The sequence below is a fragment of the Campylobacter sp. LMG 7929 genome (assembly GCF_024723595.1).
Taxonomy (GTDB): domain Bacteria; phylum Campylobacterota; class Campylobacteria; order Campylobacterales; family Campylobacteraceae; genus Campylobacter_D.
Genome location: NZ_JANQCY010000006.1, coordinates 27,322 through 42,775, shown reverse-complemented (window position 1 = coordinate 42,775; position 15,454 = coordinate 27,322). Strand labels below are relative to the sequence as shown.

Below are 15,454 nucleotides of genomic sequence, written 5' to 3'. Positions count from 1 at the left end.
TCCACTTTAATAGTTAATATGTATTTATGATACAAAAATTGCAACGAAAATCAACATATATTTATTTGTAATTTATTTTTTTATGTAAAAAAGTAACAAATATAAACATATATTTTTGATTGTAAATAAAATATTAGCGCAATAATAAATAATTATGAGTATTTCTTACACATCTAGCAATAATCTTTGCTTCAATATTATGATCCTTTAAGATTTTTAAAGCTTCAATTGCTTCATTTTCACTCATACTAGCTAAAAGTCCACCTGAAGTTTGAGGATCAAAATACACTATATCCTCATCTTTTTCATTTAAATTATCAACCCAAATTTTTAGACTATCTTTATTTTTATAAGCTCCTGCTGGGATAATCCCCATATTAGCCATTGACAAAACTCCATCCATTAAAGGAATTTCATTTTTATATACTTCTATCATAAGCTCTTTATTTAACATTTCTTTTAAATGCCCCAAAAGACCAAAACCGGTAACATCACTTAAAGCACTAAGACTTTTAAACCTCTTTAAAATACGACTTGCATAAAGATTTAAAAAACTCATTTGTTCTACTGCTTTTAAAATCTTTGCTTTTTCTAGCAAACCAACCTTGATAGCAGTACTAATAATACCACTACCTATAGGTTTAGTAAGTAAAATCACATCACCATCTTTTGCGCTATTATTAGCTATAAATTTCTTAGGATGAACTACACCTGTTACACTAAGACCAAAAATAAATTCATCATTTTCTATAGTATGCCCACCTACTAGCGCAGCACCAGCTTCTTCAACCTTAACTCTAGCACCTTCTAACACTTCAAGTAAAATTTCATTATTAAAATGACAAGTATCAAAGCCTACAATATTTAAAGCATTAATCACCTCAGCACCCATAGCAAATACGTCACTTAAGGCATTTGCAGCAGCTATAGCGCCAAAATGATACGCGCTATCAACCACAGGTGTGATAAAATCAAGAGTTTGCACTAAAGCTAAATCTTCATTTAGCTTATAAACACTTGCATCTTCGTTATTATTAATACCACTTAAAAGGTTTTCATGCGGTTTTAAAATGCCAAGAATTTTGTCAAGACCCACCGAGTCTAATTTGGCAGCTCAACCCGCAGCTTTTACATATTGGGTTAGTTTTTGATCTTTATATATCATAAAGAGATAATCTTTGCCTTTCCAAAAAGTTCATTTAAAATTTCATAAGCATTACCTATTTTACCTGTTTTAAGTTCTTTGCTTTTGCCAAAAAATTCCAAACATGCCCCACAACTATAAATTTCAACTCCTAAATTTTCAAGTTCTTTCATGGCTTCAAATGCCATATGAGAGCAATCAGTATTCATCAAAACACTATCATTAACACAAAGGATTTTTGCAGGTTTATTAGGTAAATTTTTTAAAGTTTTTAAAAAACCTAGCATTAGATTTTTTCCAAGTTCTCCCTCACCTACCCTATCGCTTTTTAAAAATAACACATTGTATTCTTGTAAATTTTGTTCTTGATTATGAGCTATATTGCCATCTTTTACAATGCTAATAATACTCTCATCATCTAAATCTTTAACATTAAATTCCAAATTTAAAGATTTTAAAAATCTCATTACATTTTCTTTAGAAGCTTGAGAGTTTAAAAGAATTTCTAAATTTTCATTTTCTTTTAACTCTTCTAAAGCTTTTTTTGTTTCTATCACAGGACGTGGACAAGCTAAATCTCTACAATCAATTTTCATCTTTTACCTTTTTTATTTAATGATATATTGTTATAACTTGTATTCAAATTAAGTTTTATCTTTTTCTTGATTTTTCTTGAAAAATAATTCTTTAAAGCGTTTATTGGTGTATTCTTCTACATCTTGTTGTAAAATTTTAAAATTTTGGATTAACTCATAAGCTCTTGGAGTAAGTTTGCTACCTGATTCACTTCCTCTTCCTTTTTTAGCAATAAGTAATTCTTCTTTCATATTTTTTTCTAAATCTTGTATATAAAGCCATGCTTTTTTATAATTAATCCCTAGTTGTTTAGCTGCTTGGGAAATACTTCCACATTCTCCTACTAATTCTAAAATATCTGTTTTACCTTTACCAAAAAGCAATTCTCCATCAGGATTTTCTACCCAAATTTTACTTTTTACATGAAATTTTTTACCCTTTTTTTCTTCAAAACAACCAAGTTCACAGTATTTAACATCAATTTTATAAGTTTTAAGTGTAGCTCTCATATCAGCCATATTAAAGTCTTTAGCACATTCTAAAGCATCTTTGCATGATATGCGACGCTTAGAATCTAATTTTGTTTCTAATTTTTCCAAAATTTCACTTTTTGCTATATTTTTATTTAACTTGCCAAATTGACCTAGCTCACAATCTGAAATTTTTACGCCTAATTCTTTTATAATGGCTTGAAAATCTTCTTTAGAGTATTGTTTTAAAAGTTCTAGTGCTTTTTTACAAGTAAGTTTATTATTTTCATCAAGATTTTTTTGAATTTGTAAAATTAGCTCTTCCATGAATTAGCCTTGGATTATAAGTAGTAAAAAAGGGTGCTTGTACACCCTTTGAGTTATTTTGCATCAAGTCCTAAGTTTTGACCCTTGAGTAAAACTCTTTTTCTATACATTGCACTAACTTCAGCTGCATCACCAACCAAAAGTGCATTTGTAGAACAAACCGCAGCACACATAGGTACTTTGCCTTCTGCGATACGATTTTGCCCATAAAGTTCTCTTTCTTCATGAGAGTTAGTAGGCTCAGGACCACCTGCACACATAGTACATTTATCCATTTCACCCTTAATGCCAAAAGCACCATCTCTTGGAAATTGTGGAGCGCCAAAAGGACATGCATAAAGACAATACCCACAACCTATACAAGTTTTTTTATCATGTAAAACAATACCATCAGCTCTAATATAAAAGCATTTTACAGGACAAACTTGCTCACACGGAGCGTCTGTGCAGTGTTGGCAAGCAAGAGTTGTTGAAAACTCTTTGCCTTCTATACCTTCATTTAGAGTGATTACTTTTCTTCTATTAATTCCTACTGGTACTTCATGCGCACTTGAACAAGCTACTTGACAAGCAAAGCAAGAAATACAGCGATTATTATCTACATAAAATTTCATTCTAGCCATAACTTACCCCTTAAGCCTTTTCAAGTCTGCAAAGCCCTGCGTTAAACTCAGAAATTTGCGTATTTATATCAAAACCATAGTTAGTAACCGTGTTAGAACTTTCCCCTATAGTATAAGGTTTAGTGCCTTCAGGATAATTATAACTTAAATCCACTCCTTGCATAATACCTGCAAAATTATAAGGCAAGCAAATTCTATCTGGTGTAACTGAATGATTATGTACACATTTTACTTTAATCTTAGTACCTTGTGGCGAGTGAATCCACATCATATCACCATCATTTATACCATATTTTAAAGCAAGTTCAGGGTGCACATTAGCAAACATCTCAGGTGTGATTGCAGCAAGATATTTACTAGTTCTCTCAAGCATACCTGCACCACTTAAATTTACTAAACGCATACTTGAAATAATAGTTGGAAACTCTTTGCTCCAATCTGTTTTTTGTTGCTCGCTGATAAATTTACTCTCAACTCTGAAGTTTTTCTCTTGATCGCCCCAAGTAGGATATTTTTTAACCAAATCCCAACGAGGTGAGTGAATAGGCTCTCTATGCAATGGAATAGGATCAGCAAATTCCCAAACTTTCATTCTCGCTCTTGCATTACCTAAACAACAAGCACTTTTTTCTCTACATTTTTCTAAGATTATACCTGAAATATCTGTGCTCCAGCTAGCACCCATTAATTCTTTTTCTTTATCACTTAGTTTGATATTAAACACTTTTTCGATATTTTCTTTAGTGATTTGCGGGTAGCCACCTTTAACTTTACATCCTTTTGGAGTAAAGGCTTCATCTGCTAATTGAGAATGCCCCTCATGCTCTAAACCAAAGCGATTTCTAAAGCCCATACCACCTTCTTCATAAGGAATATCTGTATTCCACATGATAGAAGTACCTGGGTGTTGTTTATCCCAACAAGGCCAAGGTAAACCATAATATTCACCTTTAACTTCACCGCCAATACCTCTTTGAGTATCAGGATCAAAATGTTCCCAATTTTGTTGGTGTTTTCTTAGACGTTCAGCTGAAATACCTCTTAAGCCTATACTTAAAAGACCATTACTCATTTCTCTTGTAGCATCATCAGGCCATATGAAATTATCATCACTATCATCTCTTGTTTGTACAAGTTTATGATCTTTTAATTCCATTTTCATACCACGAGTGTATTCTTTATAAAAACCAAATTTTTTAGCAAAAGCAAACATAATCTCTTGGTCTTCTTTACTTTCATAAATTGGTTTTACTACTTGAGAACGCCATTGCATAGCACGGTTAGTCGCTGTTACATAACCTTCTGTTTCAAATTGGGTTGAAGCAGGAATAATATAAATACCATCTGGACGATCTGCTAAAACTGCTACTTCATTTACAAAAGGCTCAGCAATTACGATCATATCAAGTTTTTTAAGTGCTTCTTGAATTTTTACCGTATGTGCCATAGAAGTAATACCCGTTCCTTGCACCCAAAGTACACGGATAGGTGAGTTAGAATAAGTTTTTTCTTCATGTAAAACGCCTTGCCACCATTTTGCTAGCGAAAAGCCTTTTTCATGCATCCATTCTTTAGAATAAAATCTTGAATTTAAATACTCTCTCTCAACATTCCATACATTAGAGAAGTGATTCCAAGCATTATCATCAAGTCCATAATAAGCTGGTAAGGTATCAGCCAAACAACCCATATCAGTAGCACCTTGAACATTATCATGTCCTCTGATGATGTTTGTTCCTGCGCCTGGTTTACCTATATTACCAAGAACAAGTTGTAAGATAGCTAGAATTCTTGTGTTAGAGCTACCTACTGAGTGTTGAGTAATACCTAAAGCCCAAAATAGCGTAGCAGGTTTGATTGTAGCTAGCATTCTTGTGATTTTTTCAAGTTGAGCAGCCGGAACACCTGTTACATCTTCTACAACTTCAGGAGTCCATTTAGCAGCCTCTGCTTTTATTTCTTCAACCCCATAAGTTCTAGTTTTGATTAATTCTTTATCTTCCCAACCGTTTTTGAAGATTAAATGAAGCATACCATAAACTAAAGCTATATCTGTACCTGGACGAATTCTCACATATTCATCAGCATGCACTGCAGTTTTTGTAAATACAGGATCTACAACTACTAATTTAGCATTATTACGATCTTTTGCTTGCAATAAGTGTTTAAATCCAATAGGATTAGCCACAGCAGTATTTGCACCAAAAATAATCATCATTTTTGAATGTTTAGTCACATCACCAAAATGATTTGTCATAGCGCCATAACCCCATGTATTCGCCACACCGGCGACTGTTGCGCTATGTCAAATTCTAGCAACGTGGTCTATATTGTTAGTACCCCAAAATGCTGCAAATTTTCTAAAATAATAAGCTTGTTGGTTATTAAATTTAGCCGAACCTAAAAACATAACGCTATCAGGTCCATTTTCTTTACGGATTTCAAGCATTTTATCGCCAATTTCGTTGATAGCTTGTTCCCAAGTTAAACGTACCCATTTGCCATTTTCTTTTTTCATAGGATATTTAATACGCTGTTTTGATTTAGTAAGATCGATTTGATCTATCCCTTTACAGCAGTGTGATCCTTGAGAAATAGGATGTTCTATAGCGTTTTCTTGACGCACCCAAACTCCATCTTGCACTTCTGCTTTAATTCCGCAGCCTGCACTACAGATACTACAGATTGTTCTAACAATCTTAGAATCTGGATAAGGATTTGCTACTTCTTGTTCACTTGCAGCTCTAATAGCTTTGTTTTCACTACCAAAAGCCGCACTTCCAAGACCAGCAATACCAGCAAGCTTAAGAAAATTTCTTCTTGCTAATGCCATCTTCTTCCTTTCTTAATTAGTAAGCTATTTTGTAGTATTTTTCCCAATGCATAGTTTTTTTATAAAGCACTTCTTTTTTAGTACTTTTTCCTAAAACTACGGTATTTTGCTCTTGGTAATCATCTTTGGCTAAAGCATTAACGCTCGCTCCAGCTACTACCCCTAAAGCACCAATTTTCAAAGATTTTTTTAAAAAATCCCTTCTTTGATTGGCCTCCATGTTCTCTCCTTTGAAATAAAAGTAAAGAATAACTATAAATACTTAATTTTAAAGTACTTACACACTTAAACATTATAACTTTTGCATATTTTCACTTAAGATTTTATTTAATTTCTATTTTCATAAAAAGATGATTTTGATAATATGTATTTTGGTAACAAAATACATATTTATTTTTATAATTTGCTAAGTTCTTCTATATTTGTTTTACTAAATTTAGTAGGAAGTCTTGGTTCATAAGGAAGTCTTTGTAAAGCTTCATCTGCTATACTTTTACCTTCTTTTTTTATAGGTGCTTGTACTTCTAAATAAGCTCTTTCGTTTGTAAAAAAGACTTTCATAATATTGGCAATAGCAATGTAAAAATTTGAGTTTTTATGGATTTGTAATTTTTCTATAAACTCATCTATTACAGGATTTATCACAAAGCGAAATAATTGCTGTGCAACTTTTAAATCATGCTCAATAATGCTTGCCATAAAAGCAAACAAAAAGCCAAATTCATCTTCACTTTGTCTGCAATCTTCTTTTTTTCTAAATTTGGTTTTTCTAATGATTTCACAGGCTTGAAGCTTCATTTTGCCATCATCTCTGCCCTCATCATAAAAAGAAGCGCTAATAGGCACATTCACGTAAGAAAAATCAAAAAATACTCCATTTTGTTCTTCTTTAAAACTTGCAAAATCGCATGCGCTAAGTTTTTCAAAATCAGATTTTAAACTATCATCTAAAGGACTTTGAGCTAAAACTAAAACTTGCTCGTGCCAAATTTTAAATTCATTTTCATCGATAAAATTAAAAGCTTTTGAAAAAAATTCATAAAAATATTTACGCGAAAGATCAATATCTTGTATCATTAATTTTCCTTGTTATTTTTATTTGATTATAACAAGGAAAATTTAAAAAAATCAAGTGAGATTTTAAAATTTTGTTTTAGAATCGTAAGTAAATGATGGATTGATTTGTTTTTTATCGCTTAATTCTTTATACCAATAAGAATGTAAAATATAAACTTCCTCTTCTTCTTTATAACCACTAATCATAGAGTGGATACTTCCTTTAATAGCAAATACAGCCATATAAATATGAATAGCAAAAAATACCGCACATAAAATACCCAAAATATTATGGATGATAGCTGAAGCTCTTAAAATATCTATATGAGAAATTCCAAAAATAGATTGTAAAGAAGTAGAATTAAAATCAAGGAAAAACATAAACGCACCGGTGATTATCATCAAAAATCCACCAAAAACAGCTATATAATACCAAGATTTTTGACCAAAATTAAACTTGCCAGCAGGCACAGGTTTTTTCTCTTTACTTAAATATCCACCAACCATCATCATCCATCTTAAATCATAACTTGCAGGAAGCATTCTTTTAATCCAACATAAAAGCATAGGAATGATAGAAATGATAAATAAAATAGTAGCAATGCCATGTAAGTTTTTACACATTCTTACAAAAAATCCACCACCAAAATATGATCCAAAAATCATAATAAGACCGGTTGGCACAAGGATAATCCAAGAAATTGCCGCTACAAAATGAAACAATCTTTCAAATACCGAAAAGGCATAAATTTTCTTACCATCATGAGAAAATTTCTTTGGACCTATGACCATATAATGCAAAGCAAAAGCTGAAATTACCACTATAAGTATAATCAAAACAGCACTTGCAATATATTCACCTTGTAGTTTAGTCCACAAAGCACCAAAATTTTGATAACTTTCTATATTCATCACTCTTTGCACATCCCAAATTTGAGTATTTTTAACTTCAAAATTTTCTTGAGCAAATAGAAAGTTAAAACAGGCTAAAAGAGCTAGTATAACCCTATGCATAAATTACTCCTAAACATTACACGCTAGCCAAAGCTTAGCGTTGTAGTTTTGTTAATTTTCAGTTTCCATTTTTATTTTAAAAAAAGTTTTATTTAAAAAACATAAATTTGCAAAAAACTACAAAAAAACTCAATTTTTAGTTTCTTTTTGAATAATTTTCATAGCCAAATTCTCTTACCATAGATAAATTTTCCTTCTTATCCAAGAACATTAAATTTGGAAGTCTTACTCCATTAAAAGTGGTGTTTTTAACTATGGAATAATGGATTTGATCTAAAAATACTATTTTTTGCCCTACTTTTAACTCTTGATTAAAAGCATACTCACCCATGATATCCCCTGCTAAGCAAGTATTACCACCAAGTAAATAAGCAAATTCATTTTCTTTTAACTCGCTATATTTTTCCCCATCACGGCTTGATAAAATTCTAGCATTTAAAACCTCGCTTGTATAAGGCATGATGATAGTATCTGGCATATGAGCTTCACTTGAAGTATCTAAAATAGCTATTTTTTTCTCATTTTCTACTATATCTATCACACTTGCAACTAAAGTCCCACACTGCCAACCCACAGCCTCACCTGGCTCAAGATACACTTGCACGCCGTATTTATCGCTAAATTTTTTACAAAGATCAATTAGTTTTTGCACATCATAGCCTTCTTTTGTGATATGATGACCCCCACCAAAATTAATCCATTTCATATTTTTAATAAATTTTGAAAATTTAGCCTCAAAAGCATTTAACACAAGCTCTAAAGAATGCGCACTTTCTTCACACAAAGCATGAAAATGAAGCCCACTTAAAGCACTTAAATCTTCATTTTCAAAATCAATCGCACGAATTCCTAATCTTGAAAATCTACCACAAGGATTATAAAGTTCTTTTGGAGCCACTGAAAGCTCTGGATTACAGCGCAAACCAAGAGACTTTTTACTTGCTTTGTCTTTAAATTTTTTAAACTGATTAAAAGAATTAAATACTATATGATGTGAAAGATCGATGATTTCATCTATTTCATCCTCTTTAAAAGCAGGTGAAAAAGTATGAATTTCTTTATCCATATATTCTTTTGCAAATTTAGCTTCCCAAAGCCCACTGCAAGTACAGCCTGATAAATACTCACCCACTATATCCATAGCACCTGAAAAAGCAAAACCCTTTAGAGCAAGTAAAACTTTTGCTCCACTTTGCTCGCTCACTTTAGCCAAAAGCTCACAATTTTTTCTAAGTTTATCTTCTTCTAAAATATAAGCAGGAGTTTGAAAGTCTTTATCTAAATGATTTTTAATTAGCATATCTTTCCTTAATTTTTTGATTTAAAACCACTTGTATAGCAAATCATATTAAAATTATATCTTGTTTTTATAATTTACAATCATTAATCAAATAATAGTTATAATCAAAATTAATTTAGGAGTAAAAATTTAATGGATAGAAGGTTATTTTTAAAATTTAATGCTTTAAGTTTAGCAAGTATTAGTAGTGCTTATGCAATGGGAGATCATTCTCATCACAATATGCACTCAAAACATACACAAAAAGATACAAAAGAAATCGATACTTCTTTTATCAAACTAGAAAATCCAAACATTAAATTACTCGATGAAAAAGACTTTCCTAGCGAAGGAGCATTAGCAAATTTAAAACTTCTAAAAAATACAAGTACAAAGAAAAATTTCTTTAGATCAAGTATAGAAATCAAAGAAAGTCAAATAGAACTTGTTAAAGGTAAAAAAACAAAATGCTTTACTTACAATGGCTCTATACCTGGACCTAAAATAGAAGTTTATGAAGGTGACACTGTAGAAATTTTGGTAAAAAATAGTTTAAAAGAACCAACTACTATCCACTGGCATGGACTTGATATACCGCCTGAACAAGATGGTAATCCACATGATCCTATCATGCCTGGTAGAGAAAGAATTTATCGCTTTAAACTTGGAGAAAATTCAGCAGGAACCTACTGGTATCATCCGCACCCACACTATACCACAGCAAAGCAAGTTTATAAAGGCTTAGCAGGGGTATTTGTAGTTAAAGCTAAAAAAGATGCATTGTCGCATTTACAAGAACAAGATTGGGTGGTTAGCGATTTGCGTTTAGATGAAAATGCACAAATTCCTGATAATAATTTATTTGATTGGCTAAATGGTAGAGAAGGAAATTTAGTTCTTATCAATGGACAATTAAAACCAAAAATAACACTTGACAAAGCTCAAAGAATTCGTATTTATAATTTTTGCGCGGCAAGATATTTAAATTTACGCATTAAAGGTGCTAAATTTATTTTAGTGGGAACTGATGGGGGACTTATAGAAAAAGGTATTGAATTAGATGAGTTATTTTTAAGTCCTGCTTCAAGAGCAGAAGTATTAATCCAAGCAAGCAAGGGTAATTTTAAACTTGAAAGCACCTACTATAACCGCGACAAAATGCTTGTTGAAGAAAAACCTTACACACTCGCACTAGCTGATCTTAAAGTGGAAAAAACTTTAGAAAACATACCTGAAAAACTACGCGAATTTCCACCTTTAAAAGAAGCTACAAGCTTTAAAGAAGTGATTATGAGTGAAGATCATATACAAATGCATGGTATTAGTAAAAAAAGTGAAGAAGAAATCAAAAAAAGCCTTGCCTCTATGTTTTTAATCAATGGTAAAACATTTGATATGAATAGAACAGATTTAACCTCAAAATTAAATGAGATAGAAGAATGGGTAGTAAAAAATTCTTCACATATGGATCATCCTTTCCATATACATGGAACACAATTTGAACTCATATCTTCTAAATTTAAGGGTAAAATAACAAAAGCAAAATTCAGAGCATTGCAAGATACGATTAATGTAAGACCTAAAGAAGAATTAAGACTTAGAATGAGTCAAAAATTTACCGGTATTAGAATGTTTCACTGCCATATTTTAGAGCATGAAGATCTTGGAATGATGGGAATTTTAGAAATCAAAGAATAAAGGTAAAAAATGGTAAAAGTTGAATTTCTAGGGCCAATTAACAAAGAAAGCTTAGAACTAAATGTAAGCAATCTTAAAGAATTAAAAGCAATTTTAAGACAAGATGAAAGCTTAAAAGAATGGCTTGAGCTTTGTGCGGTTGCTTTAAATGATGAAATGGTTTTTGATGATGAAACTACCTTAAAAGATGGGGATAAAATATGCCTACTTCCGCCGGTTTGTGGAGGATGAGTCATGTTTGAATTACATCAAGGAGCCTTAGAAATTCCTAGCATTTACGCTAGATGGTATGAATATGCTAAAGATAAAAATTGCGGGGCTTTGATCACATTTTGCGGTATAGTCAGAGCTGAAGATGAGATTGAGGCTTTGAGTTTTGATATATATGAGCCTTTATTAAAAACTTGGTTTGAAAAATGGTGCCAAAAACTTGCAAATGAAAATGTAAGCTTGATGTTTGCTCACTCTATTGGTGAGGTTAAGGTGCATGAGAGTTCTTATTTTGCTGGGATTTTAAGCAAGCAAAGAAAATTAGGACTTAAGTTAATTAATGATTTTGTAGAAGATTTTAAAGCAAGTGCACCTATATGGAAATATGATATCATCAATGGTGAAAAAATTTATGCCATAGAACGCTCTTTGAAACTTCAAGGAGCAGGAATTTTAAGCGCTAAGGACTAAAATGCTAACTTCTTATAGTCAAAGTTTAGACATACTTCATTCACGTATAAAAGCATATGAAAAGATAGAAAACATCGCTTTAACACAATGCTTAGATAGAATTTTAGCCATAGACATCAAAGCTTCTACTAACAACCCTCAATTTCCCACTGCTTCTATGGATGGCTATGCAATTAAATTTAGTGAGCAAGATGAGCCTTTGTCTATCATAGGTGAAGTACCTGCGGGAGTTTTTCCTAGCTTTAAAATACAAAATAAAGAATGTGTTAAAACCTTTACAGGCTCTTTAATGAGTGAGGGTTGTGATACCTTAGTGCCTGTGGAAAAAGTTGAAGTTAAAGAAGGTGTAGTTTATATAAAAGAAAAAGTTCCACAAGGCTTTGCTGTGAGAAAGGTGGGTGAGAGCTACACCGAAGGTGAAATTTTACTCACAAAAGGCACAAAGCTAGGCTATAGTGAAATAGCACTTTTAGCCGAGCTTGGACACTTTCACATTGGTGTTTTTGCTAAACCTATCATAGGCGTGCTAAGCAGTGGAAGTGAGATCAAAGACTTAGGCGAAAGCTTAGAACACCCTGCACAAATTCGCTCATCAAACCATGTAGCCATAGCTAATATGGCAAAAAAACTTGGTGCTGAAGCTAGAATTTTCCCACTTTTAAAAGATGATATGCAAAAAACTCCAAGTGTTTTAAAACAAGCACTTAATGCGTGTGATATTTTAGTTACCACCGGTGGAGTTTCCATGGGGGATTTTGACTTTTTAAAGCAAGCCGTTAAAGAGTATGAAGTCATCATAAACAAAGTCGATGTAAAGCCTGGCAAACACATCAAAATAGCCAAATTTGAAGACAAATTCATCTTTGCTCTACCGGGTTTTCCATACTCGGCTATGGTGATGTTTAATTTATATGTAAGAGAACTTTTAAATGCTTGGCTTTTACAAGAAAAAGACTATGTATTTAAAGCATTTGCAAATACTGACTATAAGAAAAAAAGTTTGCATTTAGAATTTGTAGCTTGTAATGTAGAATTTAAAGATGGAAAAATTTATGCCAATTTAAAAGGCAAAAAACAAGGCTCAAGTGCCATCATCAACAACCTTAACCACAAAGCTGCACTTATGATAGCAAATGGTGATATAAAAGAAAATGATTTAGTGGATATTGTTTTAATGCCTTAAACAAGTGCTTTTTGAATTTTTTCAAAAAGCATTTTTGCTTGTTTTTGATTTTGCTCTAACTCGCTTAAAATTTCCTCTACTTCACGCAAAGTTTTTTCTTCTTTTACGTTTGGGTTTTTAGCACTTAAATCATAATTTCTTTCTTCAAGTTCTTTTTTACTTACCAAATAAGAATTAGCCGTGATTTTTCTTTCTTTATAACATTTTAAAAATTCTTGTAAATGCGTGTATTCTAAAGGTTTGTTTTTAGTCAATTTAAAAGGTGGTACAAGCTCATAGTAATATACACTTTCATCGTTTTCACCACAAATGCTTCTTTGCCCTTTAGAGAAAAAAAGCACATTAGTTTTAACCGCACTATAAGGTAAAAATATCCCACTTGGCAAGCTTAAAACACATTCAAGATTAAAATTTTCTAGCAAGTCTTTTTTTACACTCACAAAGGCATTTGAATTTTGAAAAAGCACCCCTTCAGGCACTACTATGGCACATCTTCCATTGTTTTTCAAAGACTTTAAAATATGCTGCAAGAACAAAAGCTCGGTAGCGTTTGATTTTACAGGAAAGTTATTTTGAATTTGATCTTTTTCTTTACCACCAAAAGGAGGATTTGCCAAAATCACTTCGTATTTTTCATTTTCAGTTATGTCTGTGATTTTTTTATTTAGAGTATTAGTTTTGATGATATTTGGGGACTTAACCTCATGTAAGATCATATTCATCACGCCCATTGCATAACTAAGCGGAGTTTTTTCTTTACCGAACAAGGCATCATTTTGTAAAAATTCAAGTTCTTCCACACTCAAATTTGCTTTTTTCTTTTTTGCCCTATCTTCATAAAGAATATGCAAAAAACTCTCTACTAAAAATCCACAACTCCCACATGCAGGATCGTAAATTCTCTCTTTTGCTTTAGGGTCTAGCACCTCCACCATAACTCTAACCAAAGGTCTTGGGGTATAAAACTCCCCACTATTTCCCCCATCGCTTCCCATGTCTTTTAAAAGCTTCTCATAAACCTCACCTAAAGCAAATACATCACTTTCTTTGCTAAAACTTAGCTCATCGACTAAATTTATAACTTCTCTTAAAGTATGGCCATTAGCTATGCGGTTGTCTATAAATTCAAAAATTCCGCCTATCTTATACTCTATGCTTTTGAAATTTTCATTATCTTTAAAACTTTTTAGGTATGGAAAAAGCTCATCATTTACAAAGCTTAGCAAATCGCTTCCACTTAAAGCATTTTTTATATCAAGCTTTCCTTCGCTTGTTTTAGGTGCTGCCCAAGCTCTCCAACTGAATTTTTCTTGCAAAATAGCCTTATAAGGCTTTTCATCTAACTCAGCTTCTAACTTCAACTCTTCTTCATAATCATCTAAAAATTTCAAAAAAAGCACCCAACTAATCTGCTCACTATAATGCATAGCACCGCTTATGCCATCATCGCGTCTTAGAATATCTGTGATTTTATCGATTTTACCTTGCATTTAAAAAATTCCCTTTCTAAAAAGTTTTAAAAGTTCTATATTAATATAATAATTATTTCTACCCATTTTAATGCACTCTAGCACCCCTAAATTTTCACAAATTTTAAGGTATTTTGAGGCACTTTGCCTAGAAATATCTAATTTATTTATCAAAAAGTCTATCTTTGTATAAGGATGAGAAAACAAAAGCTCCACAAAGTCTTTGCTGTAAAAATTCGTTTTATTTTGCAAAATTTCACCTACATCAGACATCATTTTTTCTATTATAGTAATGGTTTTTATCGTTTTTATAGCAGTTTGCTCTACACCTTTGAGTATATATTCTATCCATTCTAAAATTGCACCTTCATCACGTACTTTTTGTAAAAGATTATAATACTCTTCTTTGTTATTTACTATATAAGCGCTTAAATACAAGATAGGCAAATCAAGCAAGCCTTTATAAACTAAATAAAGTATATTGATAATCCTGCCTGTTCTACCATTACCATCGTAAAATGGATGTATGCTTTCAAACTGATAATGAATGATTGCCATTTTTACCAAAAAATCAAGTTCATCTAAAGTATCATCGTTGATGTATCGCTCCAAATTTCCCATAAGTTCTTGTATGTCACTAGGATTTTGCGGGGGTGTGTGTTTGATTTCTCCTATGGTAGGGTTTATCAGCGTAGTTCCGCTTTGTTTTCTAAAACCTGCATTATTTCTTTCTAGTCTTTTTTGAATTTCTAAAATATGCGCATTTCTTAATAATTGCTCTTTTTTTAAAAGCTCATATCCTTTTTTTAAAGCATTTTCATAGTCTTTTACTTCTTTTGCCGCTCTTGTAAGTTTACTTTCATCGATTTGAGATAAAAAAAGCTCATCGTGAGTGGTAATAATATTTTCTATCTCACTAGAATCTTTAGCTTCTTGCAAGATCAAAGCATTGATTAATATATTTGGATTAGGCATGCTTTTGCTAAATCCATTTAACTCCGCTAATTTTCTCGAAGCCCTAATGATGAGACCATAAATATTTGCATTTAATTCTATATCTAAAGGAAGTTTTGGTGGTATGAATTCTTTCATAATTTTTCC

At 31.9% G+C, this 15,454-nt stretch carries 15 protein-coding genes; 4 read left to right on the top strand and 11 right to left on the bottom strand.

All coding sequences use genetic code 11. The annotated features are described in order from the left end of the window. Positions 1–133: 133 nt before the first annotated feature. The 9 genes from selD to nspC all read right to left on the bottom strand — a co-directional run bounded on the left by selD (position 134) and on the right by nspC (position 9,343). Entirely contained in the window at positions 134–1,165 is a 1,032-nt protein-coding gene (gene selD, locus CAMP5118_RS04040; protein ID WP_337216673.1) for a selenide, water dikinase SelD, read from the bottom strand. After that, entirely contained in the window at positions 1,162–1,740 is a 579-nt protein-coding gene (gene yedF / locus CAMP5118_RS04035) for a sulfurtransferase-like selenium metabolism protein YedF (RefSeq protein ID WP_337216672.1), read from the bottom strand. The genes selD and yedF overlap by 4 nt, the downstream gene beginning before the upstream one ends. Positions 1,741–1,788: 48 nt before the next feature. Beyond that, positions 1,789–2,517, bottom strand: a complete 729-nt coding sequence (locus CAMP5118_RS04030) for a winged helix-turn-helix domain-containing protein (protein WP_263663801.1) — start codon at positions 2,515–2,517, stop codon at positions 1,789–1,791. A 53-nt stretch (positions 2,518–2,570) separates the two neighbouring features. Further along, on the bottom strand, positions 2,571–3,140 hold the full coding sequence (gene fdh3B / locus CAMP5118_RS04025) for a formate dehydrogenase FDH3 subunit beta (RefSeq protein WP_039662920.1): 570 nt from the start codon (positions 3,138–3,140) through the stop codon (positions 2,571–2,573). Between the two features lie 10 nt (positions 3,141–3,150). Further along, complete coding sequence (locus tag CAMP5118_RS04020; protein WP_263702521.1) at positions 3,151–5,973, bottom strand: formate dehydrogenase subunit alpha; 2,823 nt, start codon at positions 5,971–5,973, stop codon at positions 3,151–3,153. Between the two features lie 16 nt (positions 5,974–5,989). Beyond that, the gene (locus CAMP5118_RS04015; RefSeq protein WP_012661099.1) at positions 5,990–6,193 is read right to left on the bottom strand and encodes a twin-arginine translocation signal domain-containing protein; all 204 of its coding nucleotides are present in this window, start codon (positions 6,191–6,193) and stop codon (positions 5,990–5,992) included. A 176-nt stretch (positions 6,194–6,369) separates the two neighbouring features. After that, positions 6,370–7,050 (bottom strand): TorD/DmsD family molecular chaperone, encoded by a 681-nt coding sequence (locus CAMP5118_RS04010; RefSeq protein ID WP_263702524.1) that lies wholly within the window; start codon positions 7,048–7,050, stop codon positions 6,370–6,372. Positions 7,051–7,113: 63 nt separating this feature from the next. Then, the gene (locus tag CAMP5118_RS04005) at positions 7,114–8,043 is read right to left on the bottom strand and encodes a formate dehydrogenase subunit gamma (protein WP_263663798.1); all 930 of its coding nucleotides are present in this window, start codon (positions 8,041–8,043) and stop codon (positions 7,114–7,116) included. A 136-nt stretch (positions 8,044–8,179) separates the two neighbouring features. Next, positions 8,180–9,343, bottom strand: a complete 1,164-nt coding sequence (gene nspC / locus CAMP5118_RS04000) for a carboxynorspermidine decarboxylase (protein WP_337216671.1) — start codon at positions 9,341–9,343, stop codon at positions 8,180–8,182. Between the two features lie 132 nt (positions 9,344–9,475). Between nspC and CAMP5118_RS03995 the strand changes: the two genes are divergently transcribed. The 4 genes from CAMP5118_RS03995 to CAMP5118_RS03980 are packed head-to-tail and all read left to right on the top strand — an operon-like array spanning position 9,476 to position 12,884. Further along, positions 9,476–11,020 (top strand): multicopper oxidase family protein, encoded by a 1,545-nt coding sequence (locus CAMP5118_RS03995; protein WP_337216670.1) that lies wholly within the window; start codon positions 9,476–9,478, stop codon positions 11,018–11,020. A gap of 9 nt (positions 11,021–11,029) precedes the next feature. Beyond that, a complete protein-coding gene (locus CAMP5118_RS03990; RefSeq protein ID WP_039668054.1) occupies positions 11,030–11,251 on the top strand; it encodes a molybdopterin synthase, small subunit in 222 nt (73 codons plus the stop codon). Between the two features lie 3 nt (positions 11,252–11,254). Further along, positions 11,255–11,701 carry a molybdopterin synthase catalytic subunit gene (locus CAMP5118_RS03985; RefSeq protein WP_337216669.1) on the top strand — a complete coding sequence of 149 codons (447 nt, stop codon included), beginning with the start codon at positions 11,255–11,257 and terminating at the stop codon, positions 11,699–11,701. 1 nt (position 11,702) lies between these two features. Further along, positions 11,703–12,884, top strand: coding sequence for a molybdopterin molybdotransferase MoeA (locus tag CAMP5118_RS03980; RefSeq protein ID WP_337216668.1), 1,182 nt, complete (start codon positions 11,703–11,705; stop codon positions 12,882–12,884). Here the strand turns inward: CAMP5118_RS03980 and CAMP5118_RS03975 are convergent. After that, a complete protein-coding gene (locus tag CAMP5118_RS03975; RefSeq protein ID WP_337216667.1) occupies positions 12,881–14,374 on the bottom strand; it encodes a class I SAM-dependent DNA methyltransferase in 1,494 nt (497 codons plus the stop codon). The two genes, CAMP5118_RS03980 and CAMP5118_RS03975, sit on opposite strands and share 4 nt — an antisense overlap. Then, the gene (locus CAMP5118_RS03970) at positions 14,375–15,445 is read right to left on the bottom strand and encodes a Fic family protein (RefSeq protein ID WP_337216666.1); all 1,071 of its coding nucleotides are present in this window, start codon (positions 15,443–15,445) and stop codon (positions 14,375–14,377) included. Positions 15,446–15,454 lie beyond the last annotated feature (9 nt).